This is a genomic window from Cellulosimicrobium sp. TH-20, from assembly GCF_002105775.1.
Classification (GTDB): Bacteria; Actinomycetota; Actinomycetes; order Actinomycetales; family Cellulomonadaceae; genus Cellulosimicrobium; species Cellulosimicrobium funkei.
Map to the genome: position 1 here is coordinate 3,100,832 of NZ_CP020857.1, position 25,409 is coordinate 3,126,240.

21 protein-coding genes are annotated in these 25,409 nt (G+C 74.6%); 10 read left to right on the forward strand and 11 right to left on the reverse strand.

Annotated features, from left to right (window positions below):
- Positions 1–8: 8 nt before the first annotated feature.
- Together treZ and B8281_RS13790 are read left to right on the forward strand one after the other, a co-directional pair.
- A complete protein-coding gene (treZ, locus tag B8281_RS13785; protein WP_085388777.1) occupies positions 9–1,838 on the forward strand; it encodes a malto-oligosyltrehalose trehalohydrolase in 1,830 nt (609 codons plus the stop codon).
- Positions 1,839–1,852: 14 nt separating this feature from the next.
- Positions 1,853–2,743, forward strand: a complete 891-nt coding sequence (locus tag B8281_RS13790; protein WP_051028334.1) for a polyphosphate kinase 2 family protein — start codon at positions 1,853–1,855, stop codon at positions 2,741–2,743.
- Positions 2,744–2,746: 3 nt separating this feature from the next.
- On the opposite strand, the gene zapE is transcribed toward B8281_RS13790, so the two are convergent.
- On the reverse strand, positions 2,747–3,868 hold the full coding sequence (zapE, locus tag B8281_RS13795) for a cell division protein ZapE (protein ID WP_043656975.1): 1,122 nt from the start codon (positions 3,866–3,868) through the stop codon (positions 2,747–2,749).
- A gap of 37 nt (positions 3,869–3,905) precedes the next feature.
- Here zapE and B8281_RS13800 point away from each other — a divergent pair, with 37 nt between their 5' ends.
- Both B8281_RS13800 and B8281_RS13805 read left to right on the forward strand, forming a co-directional pair.
- A complete protein-coding gene (locus tag B8281_RS13800; RefSeq protein ID WP_085388018.1) occupies positions 3,906–4,775 on the forward strand; it encodes a dihydrofolate reductase family protein in 870 nt (289 codons plus the stop codon).
- 5 nt (positions 4,776–4,780) lie between these two features.
- Positions 4,781–5,266 (forward strand): hypothetical protein, encoded by a 486-nt coding sequence (locus B8281_RS13805; RefSeq protein WP_085388019.1) that lies wholly within the window; start codon positions 4,781–4,783, stop codon positions 5,264–5,266.
- 61 nt (positions 5,267–5,327) lie between these two features.
- Here the strand turns inward: B8281_RS13805 and B8281_RS13810 are convergent, their stop codons facing one another.
- The gene (locus B8281_RS13810) at positions 5,328–6,068 is read right to left on the reverse strand and encodes an aspartate/glutamate racemase family protein (RefSeq protein WP_051876965.1); all 741 of its coding nucleotides are present in this window, start codon (positions 6,066–6,068) and stop codon (positions 5,328–5,330) included.
- A 100-nt stretch (positions 6,069–6,168) separates the two neighbouring features.
- Between B8281_RS13810 and B8281_RS13815 the strand changes: the two genes are divergently transcribed.
- A complete protein-coding gene (locus tag B8281_RS13815; RefSeq protein WP_085388020.1) occupies positions 6,169–7,401 on the forward strand; it encodes an ATP-grasp domain-containing protein in 1,233 nt (410 codons plus the stop codon).
- Between the two features lie 102 nt (positions 7,402–7,503).
- On the opposite strand, the gene B8281_RS13820 is transcribed toward B8281_RS13815, so the two are convergent.
- Positions 7,504–8,673 (reverse strand): DegT/DnrJ/EryC1/StrS family aminotransferase, encoded by a 1,170-nt coding sequence (locus tag B8281_RS13820; protein ID WP_085388021.1) that lies wholly within the window; start codon positions 8,671–8,673, stop codon positions 7,504–7,506.
- A gap of 220 nt (positions 8,674–8,893) precedes the next feature.
- Positions 8,894–10,330: an NADP-dependent phosphogluconate dehydrogenase gene (gene gndA, locus B8281_RS13825; protein WP_085388022.1), complete on the reverse strand. Its 1,437-nt coding sequence runs from the start codon at positions 10,328–10,330 to the stop codon at positions 8,894–8,896.
- 258 nt (positions 10,331–10,588) lie between these two features.
- Here gndA and B8281_RS13830 point away from each other — a divergent pair, with 258 nt between their 5' ends.
- The 5 genes from B8281_RS13830 (at position 10,589) to B8281_RS13850 (ending at position 17,196) form a co-directional block, all read left to right on the forward strand.
- Positions 10,589–11,209: a DUF3000 domain-containing protein gene (locus B8281_RS13830; RefSeq protein ID WP_034655857.1), complete on the forward strand. Its 621-nt coding sequence runs from the start codon at positions 10,589–10,591 to the stop codon at positions 11,207–11,209.
- Positions 11,206–12,480: a ribonuclease D gene (locus B8281_RS13835; protein ID WP_085388023.1), complete on the forward strand. Its 1,275-nt coding sequence runs from the start codon at positions 11,206–11,208 to the stop codon at positions 12,478–12,480. Before B8281_RS13830 ends, B8281_RS13835 begins: the two co-directional genes overlap by 4 nt.
- A gap of 21 nt (positions 12,481–12,501) precedes the next feature.
- Complete coding sequence (locus B8281_RS13840) at positions 12,502–13,545, forward strand: peptidoglycan bridge formation glycyltransferase FemA/FemB family protein (RefSeq protein WP_228485323.1); 1,044 nt, start codon at positions 12,502–12,504, stop codon at positions 13,543–13,545.
- Between the two features lie 190 nt (positions 13,546–13,735).
- Complete coding sequence (locus tag B8281_RS13845) at positions 13,736–15,031, forward strand: thiolase family protein (RefSeq protein WP_085388024.1); 1,296 nt, start codon at positions 13,736–13,738, stop codon at positions 15,029–15,031.
- A gap of 2 nt (positions 15,032–15,033) precedes the next feature.
- The gene (locus B8281_RS13850) at positions 15,034–17,196 is read left to right on the forward strand and encodes a 3-hydroxyacyl-CoA dehydrogenase NAD-binding domain-containing protein (RefSeq protein ID WP_085388025.1); all 2,163 of its coding nucleotides are present in this window, start codon (positions 15,034–15,036) and stop codon (positions 17,194–17,196) included.
- A 97-nt stretch (positions 17,197–17,293) separates the two neighbouring features.
- Here the strand turns inward: B8281_RS13850 and B8281_RS13855 are convergent, their stop codons facing one another.
- The 7 genes from B8281_RS13855 to pflB all read right to left on the reverse strand — a co-directional run bounded on the left by B8281_RS13855 (position 17,294) and on the right by pflB (position 25,129).
- On the reverse strand, positions 17,294–18,049 hold the full coding sequence (locus tag B8281_RS13855) for a PIG-L deacetylase family protein (RefSeq protein ID WP_085388026.1): 756 nt from the start codon (positions 18,047–18,049) through the stop codon (positions 17,294–17,296).
- 60 nt (positions 18,050–18,109) lie between these two features.
- A complete protein-coding gene (locus tag B8281_RS13860; protein ID WP_157446637.1) occupies positions 18,110–20,392 on the reverse strand; it encodes a DEAD/DEAH box helicase in 2,283 nt (760 codons plus the stop codon).
- Positions 20,389–20,778 carry a type II toxin-antitoxin system death-on-curing family toxin gene (locus tag B8281_RS13865; protein WP_085388028.1) on the reverse strand — a complete coding sequence of 130 codons (390 nt, stop codon included), beginning with the start codon at positions 20,776–20,778 and terminating at the stop codon, positions 20,389–20,391. Before B8281_RS13865 ends, B8281_RS13860 begins: the two co-directional genes overlap by 4 nt.
- A gap of 1 nt (position 20,779) precedes the next feature.
- On the reverse strand, positions 20,780–20,983 hold the full coding sequence (locus B8281_RS13870) for a ribbon-helix-helix protein, CopG family (protein WP_085388029.1): 204 nt from the start codon (positions 20,981–20,983) through the stop codon (positions 20,780–20,782).
- Positions 20,984–21,047: 64 nt separating this feature from the next.
- Entirely contained in the window at positions 21,048–21,668 is a 621-nt protein-coding gene (locus tag B8281_RS13875) for a GrpB family protein (RefSeq protein WP_085388030.1), read from the reverse strand.
- 132 nt (positions 21,669–21,800) lie between these two features.
- Positions 21,801–22,793: a pyruvate formate-lyase-activating protein gene (gene pflA / locus B8281_RS13880; protein ID WP_085388031.1), complete on the reverse strand. Its 993-nt coding sequence runs from the start codon at positions 22,791–22,793 to the stop codon at positions 21,801–21,803.
- A 20-nt stretch (positions 22,794–22,813) separates the two neighbouring features.
- Positions 22,814–25,129, reverse strand: a complete 2,316-nt coding sequence (pflB, locus tag B8281_RS13885) for a formate C-acetyltransferase (RefSeq protein WP_061268197.1) — start codon at positions 25,127–25,129, stop codon at positions 22,814–22,816.
- Between the last annotated feature and the right edge of the window lie 280 nt (positions 25,130–25,409).

The window sequence follows — 25,409 nt, forward strand, 5'->3', positions numbered from 1 at the left end:
TCCTCGCCGTGCCGGGGCCGCGGCCCGTGGTGTGGGCGCCGACGGCGCGCAGCGTCGAGCTCCTGCTGCCGGAGCAGGGCTCGGGCACGTTCGAGGGCGCCGAGCGCCTCCCGCTGCGCCTCGTGGGCGCGCACGTGCCGGGCTGGTGGGGGTACGACCACGAGCTGCCGTGGGGCACGGACTACGGGTACTCCGTCGACGGCGGTCCGGGCCGCCCGGACCCGCGCAGCCCGTGGCAGCCGTACGGGGTGCACGGGCCGAGCCGCACGTTCGACCCGGCGTTCGCCTGGACGGACGCCGCGTGGCCGGGCCGCGACGTGCGCGGCGAGGTTCTCTACGAGCTGCACGTCGGGACGTTCACGCCGCAGGGCACGCTCGACGCGGCGATCGACCGGCTCGACCACCTGGTCGCGCTGGGCGTCGGCGCGGTCGAGCTCCTGCCGGTCGCGGCGTTCGGGGGCGAGCGCGGCTGGGGCTACGACGGCGTGCACCTGTACGCGGTGCACGAGCCGTACGGCGGTCCGCGCGCGCTCCAGCGGTTCGTGGACGCCGCGCACGCCCGGGGGCTCGCGGTGGTGCTCGACGTCGTCTACAACCACCTCGGCCCGTCGGGGAACTACCTGCCGGAGTTCGGCCCGTACTTCACGGACGCGCACACGACCCCGTGGGGCTCGGCCGTGAACCTCGATCGCCCGGGCAGCCGGGAGGTGCGCGAGTGGGTGATCGACAACGCCGAGCGGTGGTTCGTCGAGTTCCACGTGGACGCGCTGCGGCTCGACGCGGTGCACGCCCTCGTCGACGACTCCCCGACGCACCTCCTCGCGGAGCTCGCGCGGCGCGTGGACCGCGTGGAGCAGGAGCTCGGGCGGCCGCTGACGCTCGTCGCCGAGTCGGACGAGAACGACCCCGCGACCGTGACGGGCGTGGAGCAGGGCGGGCGCGGGATGCGGGCCCAGTGGGCGGACGACGTCCACCACGCCGTGCACGCGCTGCTCACCGGGGAGCGCCAGGGCTACTACGTCGACTTCGGCTCGGTCGCGGTGCTGCGCAAGGCGCTCACGGGCGTGTTCGTGCACGACGGCACGTTCTCGACGTTCCGCGGGCGCGACTGGGGTCACCCGGTCCCCGCCGGGACCGACGGCCACGCGTTCGTCGTGAGCGCGCAGAACCACGACCAGGTGGGCAACCGCGCGCACGGCGACCGGCCGTCGGCGACGCTCGACGGCGGCGGTCTCGCGACGGCCGCGGCGCTCGTGCTCGTGTCGCCGTTCACGCCGATGCTGTTCATGGGCGAGGAGTGGGGCGCGTCCACGCCGTGGCAGTTCTTCACGGACCACGCGGAGCCGGAGCTCGCGGAGGCGGTCCGCGCGGGCCGGGCGGCCGAGTTCGCCGACCACGGGTGGGGCGGCGGCGACCCCGTGCCCGACCCGCAGGCCCGCTCGACGCGGGACGCGAGCGTCCTCGACTGGTCCGAGCGGGAGCGCGGCAAGCACGCGCGCCTGCTCGCCTGGTACCGGGACCTGGTGGCACTGCGGTCGCGGCCCGACGTGCGCTCGGGCGACCTCTCGCTCGTGCGCGTCCACGGCCCGGGCGGCCCGGACGACGACGCGTCGGGCGAGGAGCCGACGACGGGCGCCGCCCCGCACGGCGGGCCCGCGTTCGTCGTGGACCGGCGCACCGTCGCGGTCGCGGTGAACCTCGGGGACGCCCCGCGGCGCCTGCGGCTCGCGCTCGGCGGCACGCCGCGCGTGCTCGCCGCCTGGGACCCGGCGACCCGGGCGGGCCGGCACCACGTCGACCTGCCCGCGCGTTCGGTCGCCGTCCTGGCGCGCGGGTGACTACGCTCGCGCCCATGGCGACGACGACGAAGACGAAGGCCACGCACGGCGGCGGCGCGGAGGGCGCCTGGGAGGTCCCGCCGGAGCGGGCGCTGCGGGTGCCGGAGGGCTTCGACCTCGCGGCGTTCGACCGCGCGTCGACCCCGGGGTTCACGGGCGACAAGGCCGCCGGGAAGGCCCTCGTCGCGCAGCACGCGGACGAGCTGTCCGAGCTGCAGGAGCGCCTCTTCGCGGAGGGCCGCTCGGGCGGGTCGCGGTCGGTGCTCCTCGTGCTGCAGGGCATGGACACCGCGGGCAAGGGCGGGATCGTGCGGCACGTCGTCGGGCTCGTCGACCCGCAGGGCGTCGCGCACCGGTCGTTCGGGGTGCCCACGCCCGAGGAGCGGCGGCACGACTACCTGTGGCGGATCCGCCGCGCGCTGCCCGAGCCGGGGTACATCGGCGTCTTCGACCGGTCGCACTACGAGGACGTGCTCGTCGCGCGCGTCGACGCGCTCGTGCCGCCCGAGGTCTGGGAGTCGCGCTACGACGAGATCAACCGCTTCGAGGCCGAGGTCGCCGCGGCGGGGACGACGATCGTCAAGGTCGCCCTGCTCGTCTCCTACGAGGAGCAGCGCGCGCGGCTCATGGAGCGGCTCGAGCGCCCGGACAAGTTCTGGAAGTACAACCCGAACGACGTCGACTCGCGCCAGAAGTGGCCCGCGTACCAGGAGGCGTACCAGGCCGTCCTCGACCGGACGAGCACCGACGTCGCGCCGTGGCACGTGGTGCCGGCCGACCGGAAGTGGTTCGCGCGCCTCGCGGTGAGCGAGCTCCTGCTCGACGCGCTGCGCGGCCTCGACCTCGGGTGGCCCCCGGCCGACTTCGACGTCGCGGTCGAGAAGGCGCGCCTCGCCGCGACGTGACGCTCAGGCCGCGCCGCGCGCGACCGTGCGGCCGTCCTCCGCGAGCGCGCCGAGGCGCGAGAGCGCGCGGTAGTACTTCTTGCGGTACCCGCCGCGCAGCATCTCCTCGGTGAACAGGCTCCGCTCCCCCGTGTACGCGTCGGTCCCGGCGAGGAGCACGGGCACGTCGCGGTCGTAGAGGCGGTCGACGAGCACGACGAGGCGCAGCGCCGCGGACTGCTCGGTGACGGGATGCACGCCCGTGAGCGCGACGACCTCGACGCCGTCGAGCAGCGCCCGGTATCGGCTGGGGTGGACCTGCGACAGGTGCGCGAGCAGGTCGTCGAACACGTCGAGGGTCGCGCCGGGCCGGCCGGTGACGGCCGCCCGCACGTCGGCCTCGGGCAGCGGCGCGGAGTCCGTGACGACCGCGCGGTGCCGGTAGTCCTCGCCGTCGACGCGCAGCACCTCGAACCGGGCCGCGAGCGCCTGGATCTCGCGCAGGAAGTCCTCGGCGGCGAAGCGGCCCTCGCCGAGGGCCTCGGGGAGCGTGTTCGACGTCGCGGCCAGCGCCACGCCGCGGTCCGCGAGCTCGCGCAGGAGCCGGGACATGAGGACGGTGTCGCCCGGGTCGTCGAGCTCGAACTCGTCGATGCACACGAGCTTCTTCGTGGCGAGCGCGTCCACCGTGGCCCGGAACCCGAGCGCGCCGACGAGGTTCGTGTACTCGACGAACGTGCCGTACGCGCTGACGTCGAGGCCCACCGCGTGCGCGAGGGACGTGAGCAGGTGGGTCTTGCCGACCCCGAACCCGCCGTCCATGTACACCGCGGGCGCAGTCTGCTTCCGGGCGCCGAACAGCCCCTTGCGCGCGGGCTTCACGACGGCGGTCGCGACCTCCTCGAGCCGCGCGACGGTGCGCGCCTGGCTCGGGTAGGCGGCGTTGGCGCGGTACGTCGAGAACCGCGCGTCGGCGAAGTGCCGCGGCGGCACGAGGTCGGCGAGGAGCCGGGCGGGAGGTACCGAGGGCCGGACGTCGGCGAGGGCGCGGACGGGCCCGCCGGGGGTCGGCGAGGAGGCCGACGCGCGGGCGGTGCCGGGGAGGGCTGCCGGGGCCGAGGAACCACCGGAGGCGGGCGCAGTCACGAGGATCCAGCCTACGCCTGCGGCTAGCCTGGCCGCTGTGACCTCGACCACCACCCCGCCCGGCGGGCCGGTCGCGCCCGGCGGGCGCACCGACCTCCCCGCGCTCGACGTGCTCCTGCCCGCCGCGGAGCACCTCCCGCCCGACCCGCGCGAGGACCGGCTCGCCGCGCTCTACGCCTACGGTTCCCCGGTGCGCGGGGCGAGCGTCGTGCGCGCGAACATGGTCGCGAGCGTCGACGGGGCGGCGTGGGGCCCCGACCAGCGGTCGGGGTCGATCAACGACGACGCGGACTGGCGCGTGTTCCGCGTCCTGCGGGCGCTGGCGGACGTGGTGCTCGTCGGGGCGGGCACGGCACGCGCCGAGGGCTACACCCCGCTCGGCCGGCCGCGCGGGCTGCGGCACCTGCACGACGCCCCGCTCGAGCTCGCCGTCGTCAGCCGCAGCGGCCGCGTGCCCCCGGCGCTCGCCGGGACGGACCGCCCGCCGTTCGTGCTGACCGGCCCGGCCGGGGCCGCCACCGCCCGGGGCGACGTGCCCGCGGACCGGGTGCTCGTCGTCGGGCAGGACGCGACGGACGACGCGCGCGGGCCACGCGACGCGCTCGACCTCGCCGCGGGGCTCGCCGCGCTCGCCGGGCGCGGCCTCACGCGCGTGCTCACCGAGGGCGGCCCGTCGCTGCTGGCGGACCTCCTCGCCGCGGACCTCGTCGACGAGCTGTGCGTGACGACCACCCCGACGCTCGTGGGGCCCGGACCGGGCCGGATCGTCGGCGGCGCCCCGGCTCCCGGGACGACGACGGCGCTCCCCCGCGGGGCACGCCTCACCCACCTGCTGCACGCCCCCGAGGACCGGCCCGGGTCGCCCGCCGGTACGACCGCCGCGCGCTGGCTCCTCCCGCTAGGCTGACCCGCGTGACCGACACGATCCTCGTCCTGACCGAAGACACGCTCAACCCGGCCGACGTGCAACACATCCTGTCGCTGCACGAGGACGAGCAGCTCGCCTACCGGGTGCTGGTCCCGGCGGACACCGAGCGCAACGTCATCTCGGGAATCATCGACCACCTCAGCGTGGGCGAGCTCAAGGAGGCGTGGGACGAGGTCCTGGGCCGCGAGCCCTCGCCCACGGCGGCGAAGGCGGAGGCGAGCGAGCAGCTCGAGCGCAGCGTGGCCGAGCTCCGCGCGGCGGGCCGGGAGGCGGACGGCGTCGTCGTCGACGACGACCCGCTGCCGGCGCTGCGCACGGCCGTCGCGTCCGGCGGGGCGCGCGAGATCGTCGTCGTGACCTACCCGCACGCGGTCGAGGACACGTTCCACACCGACTGGGCCTCCCGCGCGCGCGAGGAGCTGCACGTCCCCGTGCTGCACCTCTACTCGGGCACGAGCGAGCTGGGCTGATCCTCCGCGCGTCCGGCCGACGAGCGCGCCGGCCGGCCCGGCGGTCGGCGGACCCGCGGGGTCACGCCCCGCGGACGCGGTGCCCGGCGCGGCGGATCGTCGCGCGGGCGAGCTGGTCGGTCGAGTCGAGGTAGAGCGGGTCGGCGAGGAGGTCGTGGTCGACGGCGACCACGGACAGCTCCGTGCAGCCCAGCACGATCACCTGGGCCCCGCGCTCGACGAGCCGCCCCGCGACGGCGCGGAACGTCTCGATGTCGACCGGCCGCCCCGCCTTCACCTGCTCGTAGATGATCTGCGACACGAGCGCCTGGTCGCCGTCGTCGGGCACGAGCGCCTCGACCCCGTGGCGCGCGAACGCGTCCTGGTACACGCCCGACGCCGCGGTCCCCGCCGTCGCGAGCAGGCCCACCGCCCGCAGGTCGTCGACCCGCGCCCGCGCCGCGTCGACCGTCGTGTCGATGATGGACACGAACGGGACGCTGATCGCGTCGAGCACCTGCTGCGTGAAGTAGTGCGCGGTGTTGCACGGCATGACGAGGAAGTCCGCGCCGAAGCGCTCGAGCCGCTCCGCGTCCCGCGCGAGCACCGGGCCCGGGTCCGCGTCCGACCGCCCGAGGATGAAGTCCGTGCGGTCGGGGATCGTCGCGTGGTTGAGCACGACGGCGTCCACGTGGTCCTGGTCGCGCTCGGCCTCCGTGAGCGCGACGAGGAGCTGCAGGAAGTAGGCCGTGGCGAGCGGCCCGACACCTCCGAGCACTCCGACGAGGGGCTGGGCGTGGTCCTGGTCCGGTCGCGACGTCACCCGTGGATCCTACGGCGCCCGCGTCCCGGGGAGCGGGCGGCGCGGACCGTAGGATGGCGGACGCCCGCCGACCCGACAGAGAAACGGACGACCCTCCGCGATGACGTACGGCAACGCCGAGTTCCTCCCCATCGTCCTGGGGACCAACCTCAACACCTACAACATCGCGAGGTCGTTGCACGAGGCGTACGGCGTCCGCACGCTGGCCCTGGGCCGCTTCCCCCTGCGCGAGACGGCGGACTCCCGCATCGTCGACGTGCGCACCTACCGCGACTTCGACGACCCCGAGCGCATCGTCGCCGTCCTGCGCGAGCTCGCCGAGGAGTTCCCGGGCCGCAAGCGCCTGCTCATCGCGAACATCGAGTTCTACACGAACGTCGTCATCGCCCACCGGGCCGAGCTCGAGGACCTCTACGTCATCCCGCTCGTCGGCGAGGACCTGGCCGCGCGCCTCATGAACAAGACGGACTTCGCGCGCACGTGCGCGGAGCTCGGCGTGCCGCACCCGGAGACGGTGATCGCCACGGCGGCCGACGTCGACGCCCCCGGCTTCGGCGAGGACCTGCCCTTCCCGTACCCGCTCATCCTCAAGCCGGCCGACACCGACACCTACCCGCGCCTGCGGTTCGAGGGCAAGAAGAAGGTGTACCTCGTCCAGGACGCGGCCGAGCTGCGCGACGTCGGCCGCCGCATCTACGCCGCCGGCTACACGGACGACCTCATCGTCCAGGAGTACCTCGCGGGCGACGAGTCGGTCATGCGCGTGGTCAACACGTACTCCGACCGCCACGGCCGCCTGCGGTTCCTGTCCGCGGCCCAGATCGTGCTCGGCGAGTACGACCCGAAGCTCGTCGGGAACTACAACGCCGTCGTGACGATGAAGGACGACCGGCTCACGGAGTCCGTCCGGCACCTGCTCGACAGCCTCGGCTACGTCGGCGCCGCGAACCTGGACGTCATGTACGACCGCCGCACCGGCACGAGCAAGATCCTCGAGGTCAACCTGCGCCAGGGCGCGGCGAGCTTCTACACGATGGCCGCCGGCGGCAACCTCGCGCGCTGCTACGTCGAGGACCTCGTGTACGGGCGCGAGCTGCCCGAGCAGGTCACGTCGGACGCGCGCCTGTGGGTCAACGTGCCCTACCCCGTCGTCCGGGCGCTCGTCCCGGTGTCGCTGCGCCACCGCGTGAAGAAGGCCCGCAAGCACGGCGTGTGGCACACCCTGCGGTACGCGCCCGACCGCAGCCTGCGCCGCCGCCTGGACGTGTGGCGCGTGGACCTGCGCCACACGCTCGACTACGTGAAGTTCGCGCGCTCGCGCCCGTCGGCGTAACCGCGGGAGGTCCGGCGCCGACCAGGTGATTCTGACCCGTCCGGTGGCGCGGACGCGCCGGGATCGCCTGGTCGGCCGTCACGGACCGCCTGGTCGTGGGGCTCAGGCGCCCAGGGCGGACCGGACGGCCTCGACGAGGCGGCGCGCCGTCGCGACGCCGACCGTGGTCGGCAGGTTGACGACGCGCGCGACGAGGTCCTCCGTCGTCGCGAGCGCGGGATCGCCCGGGGTGTACCCGTAGACCGCGGGGTCGTCCGGGCCCGGGAACAGCGCCGGCCGGTACCACTTGCCGACGTAGTACCCGGCGGCCGTGAGCTCGGCGACCAGGCGGTCGGCGGTCGCGGCGTCGGGCGCGAACAACGGGAACCGCACGAGCGGCGCGCGCTCCCCGATCCCGGCCGGGACCTCGACGACGCCCGACAGCCCGCGCACGTACTCCGCGACCGTGTCGGCGCGGCGCGCCTCGGTGTCGCCGCTGGACCGCAGCGCGTCGACCATGCGGTCCACCACCCACGCGGACGGGCGCTGCGGCGGGTGCGCGAGCCCGCCCCGGTTCTCCACGGGAGCGATCGCAGGCTCGTACGCCCCGACGGCCGTGAGCGCACCGCGCACCTTGCCCGCCGCCGCGCCGGGCAGGCGGTTGAGCACGCGCACCTGGGTGCGGAAGCTGCGCGCGGCGAGGTCGAGCCGCGGCCCGACGACGGGCAGCGCGTCGAGCGCCGCCACCGTCGCGGCGCGCAGCGCCGGGTCGAGCGCGGGGCTCACCCACACCGCCCCGCCGAAACGCGTGGGCAGCAGCTTCTCGACGCCGAACGAGTGGAACGAGACGTCGGCGACGGGCGTGCCGTCGGCGTCGCGCGCGAGGCGCCCCACGCAGTGCGCGCTGTCCTCGACGAGCAGCGCCCCGACGGAGCGCGCGGCGTCGCGCAGGCGCCGCGCCGCCGCCTCGTCGACGATGCCGAACGTGTTCTGCAGCACGACCGCCCGCGTGTCCGGGCCGACGGCGAGCCGGTCGGGGTCGATCGCGACCGTCGCCGGGGACACCTCGGCGTAGACCGGCCGCAGCCCGGCCACGAGCACCGGGTCGACCGCCGTCGAGCACGTGAACACCTGCGTGACCACGTCGCCCGGGCCCCGGGCCTCGGCGAGCGCGCGGAACACGACCTCCATCCCGTAGCGGGCCTTGAAGACGAGGAACCAGTCGGCCGGGTCGGTGCCCGTCCGGTCGGCGAGCATCCTCGTCGCGGTCGCGTCCTGCGGGTGGCGGCTCATCGTTCTCCGTGTCGTCCGGCGTCAGGGGTCGGGGCCGACGCAGCGGCCCGCGCGCCTAGCCTGCCACGTCGGCGGGCCGCCCGGGCCGAGCCGCTCGTCACGCGCACGGGGACCGGCCGCGCGACGGGACGTGCGGGCGACAGGACGTGCGGGCCGGGACGCGCGACGGCGGCCGCCGCGCCGGAGCGCGACGACCGCCGTCGGGACGTCGGGGAAAACGTCAGGCGTCGGACTCGGTGCGGTCGCCCGACCACTCGGTGTGGAAGACACCCGGCTTGTCGACGCGGCGGTAGGTGTGCGCGCCGAAGAAGTCGCGCTGCGCCTGGATCAGCGCGGCGGGCAGGCGCTCGGCCCGCACGCCGTCGTAGTAGGCGAGCGACGACGAGAACGCGGGCGTCGGCACGCCGTTGAGGGCGGCCTGCGCCACCACGCGACGCCACGCCGCGAGGCCGTTGCCGACCGCGCCGGTGAAGTACTCGTCGGCGAGGAGCAGCGGGAGCTGCGCGTCGCGCTCGTACGCCTCGGTGATGCGGTTGAGGAAGCGCGCGCGGATGATGCAGCCGCCGCGCCAGATGCGGGCCATCGCGCCGCGGTCGATGTCCCAGCCGTACTCGGCCGACGCGGCCGCGATCTGGTCGAAGCCCTGGGAGTACGCGACGACCTTCGACGCGTAGAGCGCGAGGCGCACGTCCTCGACGAACGCGTCGCGGTCCTGCACGTCCCACGCCGCGGCGTCGGCGGGCAGCGCGGCGCGGCCGGCCTCGCGCTGCGGGACCGAGCCGGACAGCGCGCGCGCGAACGTCGCCTCGGCGATGCCCGTGATCGGCACGCCGAGGTCGAGGCCGTTCTGCACCGTCCAGCGGCCGGTGCCCTTCTGCTCCGCCTGGTCGAGCACGACGTCGACGAACGCCTTGCCGGTCTCCGCGTCGACGTGCTGGAGCACGTCCGCGGTGATCTCGATGAGGAACGACTCGAGGTCGCCCGTGTTCCACTGCGCGAAGATCTCGCCGATCTCCTGCGCGGACGCGCCGAGCCCCTGCTTGAGCAGGTCGTACGCCTCGGCGATGAGCTGCATGTCGGCGTACTCGATGCCGTTGTGCACCATCTTGACGAAGTGGCCGGCGCCGTCGGGCCCGACGTAGGTGCAGCACGGCACGCCGTCGACCTTCGCCGAGATGTCCTCGAGGATCGGGCCGAGGCTCTGGTACGACTCGCGCGTGCCGCCCGGCATGATCGACGGGCCGTTGAGCGCGCCCTCCTCGCCGCCCGAGACGCCGGTGCCCACGAAGTGCAGGCCCAGCGCCGCGAGCGCCTTCTCCCGGCGGATCGTGTCGGGGAAGTGCGCGTTGCCGGCGTCGACGACGATGTCGCCCTCCTCCAGCAGCGGCACGAGCTCGTCGATGACCGCGTCGGTCGCCGCGCCCGCCTTGACCATGACGACGACCTTGCGCGGGCGCTCGAGCGAGGCCACGAAGTCCGCCATCGACTCCGACGGCACGAAGTCGCCCTCGGTGCCCGCCTCGGCGATCAGGGACTCGGTCTTGGCGTACGAGCGGTTGTGCACCGCGACCGTGTAGCCGTGCCGGGCGAAGTTGCGGGCCAGGTTGCGACCCATGACGGCGAGTCCGGTCACACCGATCTGTGCGCGTGCTGACATCTGCTTCCCTGCTCCTCGAGGGTCGGTCCCGGCGCACGACGGCTGCGCGCGGGAAGGCGCGGAACCGGGCCGGGCGCGGGCGCGCGGCCGGGTGCACCGGGGATGGATACGCTGCCAGCCTAGTCCTCGGGCGCCGTCGCGCCCCGGCGGTGCCACGATCCGGTCACCCGCAGGGATCGTGACGAAGTCGGGGTCACGATTCGATGACACCCGCGCGGCGTGCGTCCGACCCGCCCCTCCCGCTCGTACTGTGCCGGGGTGACCACCCCTCACGGGACCGACGCTCCCCCGGAGTTCCGTGCCGTCCTCGACGCCCTCGGCGCGCGACGGCTGCGACCCGAGGTGACGCTGCGCGAAGTCCCCGCCCCGCGCCGGATCGCGCCGTGGTCGGTCGCGCTCACGGGCGAGGTCGAGGCGGCGCGCTCCGACGACCCCGAGCTCGCGTCGGGGCGCTTCATCGTCCTCTACGATCCGGCGGGCCAAGAGGCGTGGGAGGGCCGGTTCCGCGTCGTGACGCTCGTGCGCGCGACGCTGGAGCCGGAGATGGCGGCGGAGGACGTGCTCGCCGAGGTCGCGTGGACGTGGCTCGAGGACGCCCTGCACGACACGGGCGCCGTCGTGCGCGCGGAGGGCGGCACGGTCACGCGCGTGCTGTCGCAGAGCTTCGGGGCGCTGGCCGGCAAGCACAACGACGTCGAGCTCGAGATGCGCGCGTCGTGGACGCCCGTCGCGCCGGGCCCGGGCACGGCCGACCTCGGGGACCACCTCGCGGCGTGGGCGCAGCTCCTGTGCACGGCCGCCGGGCTGCCGCCGCTGCCCGAGGGCGTGACCCCCCTCGGTGCTCGACCCCCCGCGCGACGCAATACCGTGGGCTCATGAGCTCGACCGCAGCACCCGCTCCCCCTCCGCTCGACGCCGCACCCGGGGCGGAGCGCGCCCCGACCGTCGTCACCCCGCTGACGGAGCCGTCCGACGGCGTCGGCCCCGTCGTCGACACGCCCGCCGCGTTCGCTCGCGTCGTCGAGGCGTTCGCCGCCGCGAGCGGCCCCGTGGCCGCCGACGCCGAGCGCGCGTCCGGCTACCGGTACGGCCAGCGCACCTACCTCGTGCAGGTGCGCCGCGAGGGCGCGGGCACCGCGCTCGTCGACCCGGTCGCCGTGCCCGACCTGTCGCCGCTGCGCGAGGCGGTCGGGGACGCCGAGTGGGTCCTGCACGCCGCGTCCCAGGACCTGCCGGGGCTCGCGGAGCACGGGGTCGTCCCGGCGAGCGTGTTCGACACCGAGCTCGCCGCCCGCCTGCTGGGGATGGAGCGCGTCGGCCTCGCGGCGGTGGTCGCCGAGGTGCTCGGGCTCGGCCTCGCCAAGGAGCACTCGGCGGTGGACTGGTCGACGCGGCCCCTGCCCGAGGACTGGCTGCGGTACGCGGCGCTCGACGTCGAGGTGCTCGTCCCGCTGCGCCGCGCGCTCGGGGAGCGGCTCGACGAGGCGGGCAAGGCGGACTGGGCGGCGCAGGAGTTCGAGGCCGTCCGTACCGCGGGGCCGCCGGCCCCTCGACCCGAGCCGTGGCGCCGGACGTCCGGCACGCACACGCTGCGCGACCCGCGGCGCCTGGCCGTGGTCCGCAGCCTGTGGGAGGCCCGCGACGCGACGGCCCGGGCCCGCGACATCGCCCCGGGGCGGGTCCTGCCCGACCGCGCGATCGTCGCCGCGGCGGAGGCGCTGCCGCGCACGGCCGGCCAGCTCGTCGAGCTGCCGCCGTTCGCGGGCAAGGGCACGCGCCGTCGCGCGGCGTACTGGCAGCGGGCCGTCGACGCCGCGCTCGCGCTGCCCGCGAGCGCGCTGCCGACCACGCGCGGGCCGCGCACGGACGCCCCTCCCCCGCCGCGCGCGTGGGCGGACCGCGACCCGGGCGCCGCGGCACGGCTCGACGCGGCGCGCGGCGTCGTGCAGGAGCTCGCCGAGCGGTACGCGCTGCCCGTCGAGAACGTGCTCCAGCCCGACGCCCTGCGGCGCCTGTGCTGGACGCCGCCGGAGCCCGCCGACGCGGCAGGGATCGCCGCGTTCCTGCGCGGCCGCGGGGCGCGCGAGTGGCAGGTGGGGCTCGTCGCGGAGCTCCTCGCGGACGCGTTCGAGCGCGCCGGCGAGCGGTAGCGGGAGGGTAGGGTCGTCCGCGTGCACGACGCGAACCTGACGATCCGGACAGTCACCGACCGAGCCTCCTGGGACGCCCGGGTGAACGAGCTCGGCGGCCACCCCCTGCAGCTGTGGGGCTGGGGCGAGGTCAAGGCCACGGGCGCCTGGACCCCGCACCGCGTGGAGGCGGTGGACGGCGACGGCCGCGTCCGCGGCCTGGCGCAGGTTCTCGTGCGGTCCCTCCCGGCGCAGTTCAAGGCGCTGTGCCACGTGCCCCGTGGGCCCGTGATCGCGCCGGCGGGAGACGGCTGGGGCGCCGGCCCGGGCGTGGGCGACGACGCGACGCGCGACGCCGTGACCCGTGCGGTCGTCGCGTGGTGCAAGACGACGGTGGGCGGCGTCGGCGTCACTATCGAGCCCGACTGGCCGGTCGGGACGCACCTCGCGCTGCCCGACGCCCGCCCCGCGGCGAACCCGATCCTCTACCCGGTGACGCTGATTCTCGACCTCACCAAGTCCGAGGACGAGCTGACGAAGGCCATGGGCAAGTCGACGCGGTACGACATCCGCAAGGCGGCGCGCACCGGCCTCGAGGTGCGGCGCGTGACGGACGAGGCCGAGGTGCGCCAGGTGCTCGACGTCTACCACGAGACCGCCGAGCGAGCGGGCTTCGCGCTGCACGACGACGAGTACTACCTCGCGATCCACCGCGAGCTCGGCGAGCACTCGGTGCTCGTCGCCGCGTTCTCCGAGGGCGCCCCGGTGTCGTTCGTGTGGTGCGTGTCGTCGGCGACGACGTCGTTCGAGCTCTACGGCGGCATCAACGACGCGGGCCGCAAGCTCCGCGCGAACGCGCCGGTGAAGTGGCACGCGATCACCCTCGCGCAGCAGGCCGGTCTGGTCCGGTACGACATGAACGGTCTGCTCAACGACGGGATCAGCGAGTTCAAGCGCAGCTTCGCCCAGCACGACGACGAGCTCGTGCACAGCGTCGACGTGCCGTTCTCAATGTGGTACTCCGCGTGGAACAAGGGCCTGCCGACCGCGAAGAAGGTCGTGCGCAAGCTCCGCGGGAGCCGCTGAGGCGGACTCCCGGCCACCCCGAACCTCGAAGAGACCCGGTATCGCGCGATGCGATACCGGGTCTCTTCATGTCGTAGCATCGGTCTCGTGCTTTCCCGATACCCGCGGTAGCGTGTATCGCACGTACGACCCCCGAGCGGTGCCGCTCCGGACACCGCCGTCCCGACCATCTGCATCGGATGGAGATGCCATGACCGTGGCCAACGAGGCCCCCTCTCCCACCTCGGCACCCACCCAGGCGGCTACCCAGCGCTCGCGCCGACGCCCCGTGCGCGACGTCGTCTTCGTCGAGGGCGTCCGCAGCCCGTTCGGCAAGGCTCGCCCCGACGGGATCTACGCCGAGACCCGCGCGGACGACCTCGCCGTGAAGACGGTCCGCGAGCTCCTGCGCCGCCGCCCCGAGCTGCCCGTGGAGCGGATCGACGAGCTCGCGCTCGCCGCGACGACGCAGACCGGCGACCAGGGCCTCACCCTCGGCCGCAGCGTCGCCGTGCTGGCCGGGCTGCCCAAGTCGGTGCCCGGCTTCGCGATCGACCGCATGTGCGCGGGCGCGATGACCGCGGTCACGACCACCGCGGCGAACGTCGCCGTGGGCGCGCAGGACGTCGTCGTCGCGGGCGGCGTCGAGCACATGGGCCACCACCCCATGGGCGAGGGGTCGGACCCGAACCCGCGGTTCGTCGCCGAGCGCCTCGTCGACTCCTCCGCGCTCGTCATGGGCGCGACGGCCGAGAACCTGCACGACCGGTACCCGCACCTCACCAAGGAGCGTGCCGACGCGTACGCCGTCGCGAGCCAGGCCAAGTACGCCAAGGCCCTCGCGAACGGTGACATCTCCCCCGACCTCGTGCCGGTCGCGACCCGGTCGACCGAGCTCGGGTGGGGCCTGGCCACGGCCGACGAGCTCCCCCGCCCCGGCACCACGGTCGACTCGATCCGCGACCTCAAGACCCCGTTCCGCCCCGGCGGGAAGGTCACCGCGGGCAACGCCTCGCCGCTGACCGACGGCGCCACGGCGTGCCTGCTCGCCGCGGGCGACGTCGCCGACGAGCTCGGGCTCCCGGCGCGCATGCGCCTCGTCGCGTTCGCGTACGCGGGCGTCGACCCGGAGGTCATGGGCATCGGGCCGGTGCCCGCGACCGAGCGCGCGCTCGCGTCCGCGGGCCTGACGATCGACGACATCGGCCTGTTCGAGATCAACGAGGCGTTCGCGGTCCAGGTGCTCGCGTTCCTCGACCACTTCGGCATCGCGGACGACGACGAGCGCGTCAACCAGTACGGCGGCGCCATCGCCATGGGCCACCCGCTCGCGTCGTCGGGCGTGCGCCTCATGACGCAGCTCGCGCGCCAGTTCGAGCAGCACCCCGAGGTGCGCTACGGCCTGACGACCATGTGCGTCGGCCTCGGCATGGGCGGCACCGTCATCTGGGAGAACCCGCACCACGCCGACTACTCCGGCCACACCTTCGAGACCGCGGAGAACTGACGATGAGCGCACCGACCGACACCACGCCCACCACCTCCGCGGACGCGACGAAGGACGCCGCGCGCGGGGAGCGCGTCACGCACTCGCTCGTGCGCGACGTCGCGCTCCCCGGCGGGACGGGCACGCTCGCCCTCGTCACGCTCGACAACGGGCTCGACCACACCAAGCCGACGACGCTCGGCCCCGAGGGCCTCGCGGAGCTGCACGCGGCCCTCGAGACGCTGCGGCGCCGGGCCGCGGACGGCGAGATCGTCGCCGTCGCGATCACGGGCAAGCCGTACTTCCTCGCCGCCGGCGCGGACCTCACGCAGGCCGCGGCCGTCCAGGTGCGCGACGACGCGCTCGCCCTCGGGCGCGCCGGGCACGCCGCGTACACGCTGCTCCAGGACATGGGCGTGCCGACGTTCGCGTTCGTCAACGGCGTCGCGCTCGGCGGCGGCCTCGAGGTCGCGCTGAACTGCACGTACCGCACCGTCGCGTCCGACGCCGGTGCGCTCGCGCTGCCCGAGGTCGGCCTGGGCCTGGTCCCCGGCTGGGGCGGCGCCTACCTCGTGCCGCGCCTGCTCGGCGTCGAGAAGGCGATGGACGTCATCCTCGCCCGCCCGGCCGCGAACAAGCCGTTCAAGGCGAAGGAGGCGTACGAGATCGGGCTCGTCGACGCGCTCTTCGAGGCGCCGGACTTCCTCGAGTCCTCGCTGCGCTGGGCCGAGGCCGTGCTGCGCGGCGAGATCGTCGTCGAGCGGCGCGAGCTCGACCCGCAGCCCGTGTGGGACGCCGTCGTCGCCGGGACGCGTCAGCGCCTCGACGCCGTGGTCGCGGGCTCCCGCCCGGCCCCGTACCGCGCGCTCGACCTCGTCGCCGCCGCGCGCACCGCGTCGCGCGAGGAGGCGTTCGCCGCCGAGGACGACGCCCTCGCGGACCTCATCATGAGCGACGAGATGCGCGCGAGCGTCTACGCGTTCCAGCTCGTCTCGAAGGGCAAGCGGCCCCAGGGCGCGCCCGACGCGAAGCTCGCCCGCCCCGTCACCCGCGTCGGGATCGTGGGCGCGGGGCTCATGGCCGCGCAGATCGCGCTGCTGTTCGCGCAGCGCCTCCAGGTGCCGGTCGTCATGCGCGACCTCGACCAGGAGCGCGTCGACAAGGGCCTCGGCTACGTCCGCTCCACCGTCGAGAAGCTCGTACGCTCGGGCCGCATGTCCGCGGACACCGGCGCGCGCATCGTCGGCTCCGTGCACGGCACGACCGAGCTCGGCGACTTCGCGGGCTGCGACGTCGTGATCGAGGCAGTCACGGAGATCCTCGGGCTCAAGAAGAAGGTCTTCGCCGAGCTCGAGGGCGTCCTGTCGCCCGAGGCCGTGCTGCTGACCAACACGTCCGCGCTGTCGATCACCGAGATGGCGGCCGACCTGCAGCACCCCGAGCGCGTCGTCGGGATGCACTTCTTCAACCCCGTCGCCCAGATGCCGCTCGTCGAGATCATCCAGGCGGCGAAGACCGACGACGCGGCCCTCGCGACGGCGTTCGCCATGACGAAGAAGCTCCGCAAGACGGCCGTGCTCGTCGCCGACCGCCCCGGGTTCGTCGTCAACCGCCTGCTCATCCTGCTCATGGGCAAGATCGTCGAGGCGGTCGAGAACGGCACGTCGGTCGAGGTCGCGGACCGCGCCGTCGCACCGCTCGGCCTGCCGATGCCGCCGTTCGCGCTGTTCGACCTCGTCGGCCCGGCCGTCGGCCTGCACGTCCTCACGTCGCTGCGCGAGGACCTGGGCGACCGGTTCCCCGAGTCCCCCGGCCTGCAGCGCATCGTGGACGAGCAGATCCCCGTCGTCCTCGACGCGCCGAAGGGCCTGCCCAAGCCTGTCGACCCGGCGATCCAGCGGGTCTTCGGCACGGGTGCGGCGGGCGGCGACGGAGCACTGGACGAGGCGGGCGTCCTCGACTCCGTGCTCACGGCGCTCACGCAGGAGATCGGGCTCATGCTCGACGAGGGCGTGGTCGCGAGCCCGTCGCAGATCGACCTGTGCATGATCCTCGGCGCGGGGTGGGGCTTCCACCTGGGCGGCATCACGCCGTACCTCGACCGCACGGGCTACAGCGAGAAGGTCCTGGGCCGCCGCTTCCTGCCCGACGGCGTCGCCAACGTCCCGGCGACATCGCGCGTCTGACGAAACCCCTCCCCCTCCGCCGAGCAGGTGGTTGTGGCCCGTCCTGAGTACAGGACGGGCCACGACCGCCTGCTCGGCGGCCGCCGGAGGGGGTGGGTCAGTCCTCTCCGTTCATGAGCAGGAGCTCGAACGCCACGGCGTGCTCCACGCCCATCCGCTCGCCCGTCGGGGCGCTCATCGACGCGAGGAACGCCGCCGGGTCGAAGTCCTCCCAGTCGAGGCCGTCGAGGTAGGCGGCGTGCGCGCGCAGGGACGCCACGCCCGCGTCGAAGGTCGCGCTCACGTCCACGCCGTGCCGGGCGTCGGGCGACGCGGCGACCCACACCTGGCGCACGCCGCCCCACGGCTCGATCCCGTCCGACTCGACCTGCTCGCGGAACACCCACCGGTTCCCCGCGTCGCGCACGGCGTCCACGACGGCCCGCCCCGTCGCGACGTGGTCCGCCTGGTTGAGCATCCCGCCCGGGAACGTCTCGCGGTAGTTCCCGGTGATCACGACGTCGGGCCGGTGACGGCGGATCGCCCCCGCGATCGCGCGCCGCAGCGTGAGGCCGTACTCGAGCACGCCGTCGGGCAGCCCGAGGAACTCGACCTCGTCGACGCCGACGATGCGTGCGGACTCGACCTCCTCCGCCTCCCGCACGCGGCGCGCCTCGTCCGGGTCCATGCCGTCGATCCCCGCCTCGCCGCTCGTGACCATGCAGTACACGACCCGCTTGCCCTGCGCGGTCCACCGCGCGACGGCGGCGGCCGCGCCGAACTCCATGTCGTCCGGGTGCGCGACGACCGCGAGCGCCGTCGACCAGTCCTCTCGCAGCGGGGTGAGCGCGGGCAAGGTGTCGATCTCGGTCATGACGCCACGCTATGCCCCGTCCCGGTGCCGAGCGCGACGACGGCGCAGGCCCGGGCCGCGTCAGTGCTCGGCGGGCGCGTCCTCGGTCGCGTGACCGAGCGCGCCGGCGGGAGGGACCTCGTCGGTGGGCGCTCCCGCGACGGGCGCGTCCTCGACCGACGTCACGGCCGGGTCGACGAACAGCCGGGCGCGCTCGGCGTCGACCACCGCGCGCGCGAGCGACGCCTCGGACACGTCGACCGCGCCCGCGACCTCCTCGGCGAGCGCGCTGCGGCGCGCATAGGCGTCGAACAGCCGGGCCTTGGTGCCGAGAAGGCGCACGAGGTGCTCGTCGACGCTGTCGACGGTGAGCAGGCGGTGCACCTGGACGGTCTCGACCTGCCCCATGCGGTGGGCGCGCGCGACGGCCTGCGCCTCGGTCGTGGGCTTGGTCTGCGGCTCGCACAGGACCACGACGGACGCCGCCTGGAGGTTGAGACCCACTCCCCCGACGTCGATCTGGCTGACGAGCACGCGCGGGTCCTCGGCCGCGGTGAAGTCGTCGACGATCGTCTGTCGCGTGCGGGCGGGCACGGAGCCGGTGAGGGGCGGGAGCGCGAGGTCGCCGAGGGCGCGCACGACCACGTCCACGACGTCCCGGAAGTACGAGAACACCACGACCTTGCGCCCGTTCTCGGCCGCCTCGCGCGCGATCTCGACGAGCCGGCGCAGCTTCGCCGAGTCCTCGGGGTGCTCGACGGCGAACGCCGCCCGCCGCATGGCCATGAACGACCCCGCCGCGACCGCCTCCCGGTACGCGGCGCCGTCGACCGGGCCGAGCCGCTCCCACTCGTCGACCTGCACGAGCTCGGGCAGCTCCTCGAGCACGTCTTCGGCGTTGCGGCGCAGGTACGCGGGCGCGACAGCGTGCCGGAACGCGTCGGGGCCCGCGGCGCCGTGCGCGGCGTCGAGGCGTGCCGCGAGCTCGGGCTGGAGGTAGCCCAGCAGGGTGCGGAACTCCTCGACCCGGTTCTCCATGGGCGTGCCCGTGAGCAGCAGCACGTGCTCGGTCGTCCGCGCGAGGGCCGCGACGGCCACGGACCGCTTCGCGAGCGGGTTCTTCACGTAGTGCGCCTCGTCCACGACGAGCACGGCCGGCGCCGCCGCCGCGAACGCCTCGGTCCCCGCGCGCCGCAGGCCCGCGAAGGTCACGACGGCGACGCCGCCCGCAGCGCGCCACGCGGCGGCTGCCTCCTCCCGGTCCTCGCCATGGACGGCGTGCACCGGGAGGCTCGCGTGCGCGCGCAGCTCGCGCACCCAGTTCTCCAGCACGCTCGCCGGGCACACGACGAGCGCGTGGGTCGCGCCGCGGGCGACCAGGTGCGCGACGACGGCGACGGCCTGCACCGTCTTGCCCAGGCCCATCTCGTCGCCCAGGACGACGCGGCGCTGGGCGAGCGCGAAGCGGGCCCCGAACGCCTGGTACCCGCGAAGCGAGACGGTCAGCAGCGACTCGTCGAGCGCCTGCGTCTGCACGCGGTCGACCAGCTCGGCAGGCAGGTGCCCGGCCGCGGCGGCGACGTCGCGGCCCGTGGGGGCGACGCCGTCGAGCAGCGCGTAGTACCCCGCGGACCGGCGCCGGAAGTCCTCCCAGACGTCGTACGGGCGCGCGGGCTCGGCGAGCAGCCCGACGACGCGCCGCGCCTCCTCGGCGAGCCCGGTGACCCGGGCCCGCTCGACGACCGCGGCGAGCACCGTGACCGCCGCGGACGCCCGACGCCGCCGCTCGCCCCACGCGAGCAGGCGGCGCGCCCCGCTCGCGGCCACCAGCGCGTCGGCGCGCACGCGCTCGTGCTCCGCGAGCGCGGCCCGCACCTGGTCGCCGTACCGCGCGACGGCGGCGTCGGCCTGGTCGAGCGTGTGCAGCGCCTGGACGAGCGCGGTCGCGACCGGGTCCGTCGGCGTGAGGTCGATCCGGAAGCGCAGGCTCTCGCGCACGGCGCGCGCCACCTGCTCGGCAGCGGCGAGCAGGTGCGTCGCCGTCTGCGGGCCGATCTCGGGGAGCTTCTCCAGCCCGTCGCGCCCGAGCCGCGTGACCTCGCCGACCGTCCGCACACCGGCGTCCGCGAGCGCCCCGAGCCGCAGGCGCTCGCGCGTGACGTCGCGCAGCGACGCGACGTCGACGGTGTCGAGGCGCGCCAGGACCTTCTCCTCGCGGCTGTCGCCGAACGCGGCGCGCACCTGGTCGCGCGCCGTCCCGGGCGCGGCGGAAAGGGTCGCGAGCAGCGCGACGAGGGCGTCCGCGTCCGCGACGACCGCCCGCGCGGTGGCGACGTCGGGCAGCGCCGCGCGCGGCGCGGTCACGCGTGCCAACGAGCGAGGCACTCGGCGACGTACGTCACGTCGTGCGTCGAGCCGTCGGCGATCGACATCGTCAGCTCGTACACGTCGTCGTGGGGGGCACGCAGCGCGACACCGTTCATGCCGTAGAACACGACGACGGCGACGAGACCGAGCCGCTTGTTGCCGTCGACGAGCGCGTGGTTCTGGACGACGGAGAGCATCAGCGCGGCCGCCTTCAGGTCGAGCGACGGGTACGCCTCCTCACCGAACATCGAGGCGCGAGGACGATGCACGGCCGAGTCGAGCGCACCCCAGTCGCGGACGACCGGCTCCGCCCGGAGCAGCGCGCGCGCCGCCGCGAGCAGGTCCCCGACCTCGAGGTACTCGACCTCTCGCGACGCGACCACCTCAGGCGAGCTTGTCGAGCACGGGTCCGTACTCGCGGATCGCGTCCGCGATCAGTCGATCACGGAGGGCGTCGCGCTCCGCGCCGTACCGTCGTACGGCCTCACGGACGATCTCGTTCTGCGAGCGCCCCTCGCGCTCCGCGGCCGCCTCGAGGACTCGCTTCTCGTCCTCGGTGAACCGCACGACCATCTGGTTGCCGCTCATCCCGCACCTCCCGACGTGGTATCACCACAGTATCGCTCCCGGCCGCAGGCACGCTCCGGCGCCCTCACGACGACCTGCCGGCCTCCGCCGTCCAGCGCTCCATCCGGGACTGCGCCGCGTCGAGGAACGCCGTCTTGTCGCGCGTGTAGTCGTCGTAGTCGTCGGCGTCCGCGTGGCGCGCGGCGAGGTCGCGCTTCGTCGCCTCGTACGCCGCGGCCTCGGCGGGGACGGCGCGCAGCCAGTCGCGGAACGCGACGACGTACGCCGCGAACGGCGAGTCGAGGCGCCGGACGTGCAGGATCACGGGCGGCTCACCCTCGTCACCGGGGCGGGTGAGCAGGCGCTTGGCGTAGAGCTCGGGGGCGGGGTCGGCGCCCGGGCGCGGGACGTCCCGGTACACGCCGGGCGAGTCGGGGCGCGCCCCGCGCTCGATCGAGAACCCGAGCGGCCCGAGCGCAGCGTCGAGCTCCGGCTCGGAGGGCAGCGGCGCGACGCGCACCTGGAGGTCGATGATCGGCTTCGCCGCGAGCCCGGGGACGGCCGTCGACCCGATGTGCTCGACGACGACCGGGCCCGTGCCGTCGGGGCTCGCGAGGTCGGCGAGCGCGCCGGCGACGCGCTCCGTCCACCGCCTCCCGGCGTCGATCCATCGGGGGTCGTGGGCGTCGACGGTCGCTGCAGGCACCCGCGCACCCTACGACCCGACCCCGCCCCGGGGAGCGCGCACCCGCCGAGACGGGAGAAGTGGCCCCGGGAGCACGGCGGTCCGGGGCCACCTCTCCCGTCTCGGCGAGCGGGCGCTCGTCGGCGGGTCGGGTCAGTACGTCGTCAGGCCGTGGGCGCGGAACTGGCCGCGCACGCGCTCGGTGAGCTCGGCCGACGGCGCGGGCGTGTCGTCGAGCTCGTAGGTGCGCCCGAGCGCGTCCCACTTGTCGCGGCCCATCTGGTGGAAGGGCAGCACCTCGACGCGCGTCACCGTGCCGGGCCGGATCGCGTTGAGCGACGCCGCGTACGCGGCGACCTTCTCGACGTTGTCCGGGTGGTCGGTGAGGCCCGGGACGAGCACGAAGCGCACCCAGACCTCGGGCGCGTGGCCGGTGAGCCCGCGCTCGGCGATCCGCCGCCCGAACCGCAGGGTCGGCTCGAGGTCGCGGCTCGTGACCTTCGTGTAGGTCTCCGGGTCGCCGGACTTCACGTCGAGCAGCACGAGGTCGGTGTCGTCGAGCATCGCGTCGGTCGCGTTCGCACCGAGGAAGCCGGACGTGTCGAGCGCGGTGTGCACGCCCATCGCCTTCGCACCGCGCAGGACGCGCGCCGCGAACGCGGGCTGCATGAGCACCTCGCCGCCCGAGAGCGTGAGCCCCCCGTGGGTGGCCCGGAAGACGGGAAGGTAGCGCCGGACGCGCCCGAGGAGCTCGTCCGCCGTGACGGGCCTGCCGTCCTTCATCGCGAACGTGTCGGGGTTGTGGCAGTACAGGCACCGCAGCGGGCACCCGTTGAGGAACACGGTGAGCCGGGTCCCCGGCCCGTCCACGGCGGTGACGAGCTCCCAGGAGTGGACCGAGCCGAGCTCGCCCGCGCGCATCGCCGCGAGCTTGTCGGCCCGGTCCACGTCCGCGACCGTCAGCCCGTCCAGGCCCGCGCCGGCCCGGCGCGCGTGGCCCACGGGCGCGCCCGACGCCGCGGGCTCGGCCGCGGAGGTCGGGACGCCCGGGACCTCGAGGCGCGTGGCGTCGTCGGGCAGGGTGCCCCCGGCGACGCCGCACCCGCGCGACGGGCGGAGGGCGGGGCCGGGAAGGGTGACGGTCATGGCTGGCTCCTCAGCGCTCGTCAGAGCGCGCCGTGGAAGGTGCGCGAGAGCACGTCCAGCTGCTGCTCGCGCGTGAGGCGGACGAAGTTCACCGCGTACCCGGACACGCGGATCGTCAGCTGCGGGTAGTTCTCCGGGTGGTCCATGGCGTCCAGGAGCGTCTCGCGGTTCAGCACGTTGACGTTCATGTGGTACCCCTCGGACCCGATGTAGGCGTCCAGGAGGCCGGCGAGGTTGGTGACCTGCTCCTCCTTGGTGCGCCCGAGGCCGCTCGGCACGACCGTGTTGGTCAGCGAGATGCCGTCCTGCGCCTCGTCGTACGGCAGCTTGGCCACCGACAGCGCCGAGGCGAGCATGCCGTGCGTGTCGCGCCCGTTCATCGGGTTGGCACCCGGGGCGAACGGCTCGCCGGCGCGGCGGCCGTCGGGCGTGTTGCCCGTCGCCTTCCCGTACACGACGTTCGACGTGATCGTCAGGACCGACTGCGTGGGCACCGCGTCACGGTACGTCGGGTGCGTGCGCACCTTCGCCATGAACCGCTCGACGAGGTCGACGGCGATCGCGTCGGCCCGGTCGTCGTCGTTGCCGAACGTCGGGTACTCGCCCTCGGTGACGTAGTCGACGACGAGGCCGCGCTCGTCGCGGACGACGGAGACCTTCGCGTGCTTGATCGCCGACAGCGAGTCCGCGGCGACGGACAGGCCCGCGATGCCGCACGCCATGGTCCGCAGCACGTCCTTGTCGTGCAGCGCCATCTCGATGCGCTCGTACGCGTACTTGTCGTGCGACCAGTGGATGCAGTTGAGCGCCTCGACGTACGTCGCGGCCAGCCAGTCCATCGTCGCGTCGAACTTCGCCATGACGTCGTCGAAGTCGAGCACGTCGCCCTCGACGGGCGCCGCCACGGGCGAGACCTGCTTGCCGGAGATCTCGTCGCGGCCGCCGTTGATCGCGTAGAGCAGCGTCTTGGCGAGGTTCACGCGAGCGCCGAAGAACTGCATCTGCTTGCCGACCCGCATCGGGGACACGCAGCACGCGATCGCCGCGTCGTCGCCCCAGTGCTGGCGGATGAGCTCGTCCGACTCGTACTGCACGGCCGAGGTGTCGATCGAGACCTGCGCGCAGTAGTCCTTGAAGCCCTGCGGCAGCTCCGGGCTCCAGAAGACGGTCATGTTCGGCTCCGGGGCCGGGCCGAGGTTGTAGAGCGTCTGGAGGAACCGGAACGAGTTCTTCGTGACGAGCGGGCGCCCGTCCTCGCCCATGCCGCCGATCGTCTCGGTGACCCACGTCGGGTCGCCGGAGAACAGGGCGTCGTACTCGGGTGTGCGCAGGAACCGCACGATGCGGAGCTTGATGACGAAGTCGTCGATGATCTCCTGCGCCTCGGACTCCGTGATGCGGCCGGCCTCGAGGTCGCGGTCGATGAACACGTCGAGGAACGTCGACGTGCGGCCGAGCGACATCGCGGCGCCGTTCTGCTCCTTCACCGCGGCGAGGTAGGCGAAGTAGAGCCACTGCACGGCCTCGCGGGCCGTCGTCGCCGGGCCGGAGATGTCGTAGCCGTACGAGGCCGCCATCTCCTTGAGCTCGCCCAGCGCGCGGATCTGCTCCGCGTGCTCCTCGCGCTCGCGCACGACCTTCTCGCTGAAGGGCTGCGTGTCGAGACCGAGCTTGTCGAGCTTCTTCGCGGCGATCAGCGCGTCGACGCCGTAGAGCGCGACGCGGCGGTAGTCGCCGATGATCCGGCCGCGGCCGTAGGCGTCGGGCAGGCCCGTGATGATGTGCGAGCTGCGGGCCGCGCGCACGTTCGGCGGGTAGACGTCGAACACGCCCTGGTTGTGCGTCTTGCGGTACTCGGTGAAGACCTTCCGCAGGGTCTCGTCGACCTCGTAGCCGTACGTCTCCAGCGCGCCCTCGACCATGCGCCAGCCGCCGTTCGGCATGATCGCGCGCTTGAGCGGGGCGTCGGTCTGCAGACCGACGATCACCTCGTGCGCCTTGTCGATGTAGCCCGGCGCGTGCGCCGTGATGCCGGCGGGCGTGCGGGTGTCCACGTCGTAGATCCCCATCTCCCGCTCCTCCGGGAACATGGCGGACAGCGTGCTCCAGATGCCCGTCGTGCGCTCCGTGGGGCCGGCGAGGAACGACGCGTCGCCCGTGTACGGGCGGTAGTTGCGCTGGATGAAGTCGCGCACGTCGACCGTGTCGCGCCACGGGCCGTCGGTGAAGCCCTCCCACGCAGGGACGTGCGCGGTGTCGCGCTGCGGGTCGACGGCGCCCGCCCCCGTCGCGCGGCCGCCGCTCGTCGTGCCGGTTGCCTCGGAAACGCTGGTCATCTGGACCTCCCTCGTGCCTGACGCGCGGGTCCGCGCGCCGGCCGGACCCGCCGGCCTCGCGAGGTCCCGGGTGGGGCCCTCGGCCGAGGTTCCGACGGGCTCCTTCGCCACCTCCAGGCTAGGTTCCCGGAGCCCGTGGCGGAGGCGTTCGGGACCGCCCGGGGACCTAGGTCCCGAGGCGGGCGGGACCCCGCAGGAATGGCGGGATCCCGCGGTTCCTCGCCCCCTCAAGCCCCGTGTCGAGGACGTCTTGTGATGACCTTCACAAGCCCCCGGCCCC

What these genes read in the sequence shown, in the direction of transcription:
- B8281_RS13855 (WP_085388026.1), bottom strand. Translation starts at nt 18,049, where the DNA reads ATGACCGAGATCGACACCTTGCCCGCGCTCACCCCGCTGCGAGAGGAC.
- B8281_RS13835 (WP_085388023.1), top strand. Translation starts at nt 11,206, where the DNA reads ATGAGCTCGACCGCAGCACCCGCTCCCCCTCCGCTCGACGCCGCACCC.
- gndA (WP_085388022.1), bottom strand. Translation starts at nt 10,330, where the DNA reads ATGTCAGCACGCGCACAGATCGGTGTGACCGGACTCGCCGTCATGGGT.
- B8281_RS13850 (WP_085388025.1), top strand. Translation starts at nt 15,034, where the DNA reads ATGAGCGCACCGACCGACACCACGCCCACCACCTCCGCGGACGCGACG.
- B8281_RS13845 (WP_085388024.1), top strand. Translation starts at nt 13,736, where the DNA reads ATGACCGTGGCCAACGAGGCCCCCTCTCCCACCTCGGCACCCACCCAG.
- B8281_RS13820 (WP_085388021.1), bottom strand. Translation starts at nt 8,673, where the DNA reads ATGAGCCGCCACCCGCAGGACGCGACCGCGACGAGGATGCTCGCCGAC.
- B8281_RS13815 (WP_085388020.1), top strand. Translation starts at nt 6,169, where the DNA reads ATGACGTACGGCAACGCCGAGTTCCTCCCCATCGTCCTGGGGACCAAC.
- B8281_RS13870 (WP_085388029.1), bottom strand. Translation starts at nt 20,983, where the DNA reads ATGAGCGGCAACCAGATGGTCGTGCGGTTCACCGAGGACGAGAAGCGA.
- pflA (WP_085388031.1), bottom strand. Translation starts at nt 22,793, where the DNA reads ATGACCGTCACCCTTCCCGGCCCCGCCCTCCGCCCGTCGCGCGGGTGC.
- B8281_RS13790 (WP_051028334.1), top strand. Translation starts at nt 1,853, where the DNA reads ATGGCGACGACGACGAAGACGAAGGCCACGCACGGCGGCGGCGCGGAG.
- pflB (WP_061268197.1), bottom strand. Translation starts at nt 25,129, where the DNA reads ATGACCAGCGTTTCCGAGGCAACCGGCACGACGAGCGGCGGCCGCGCG.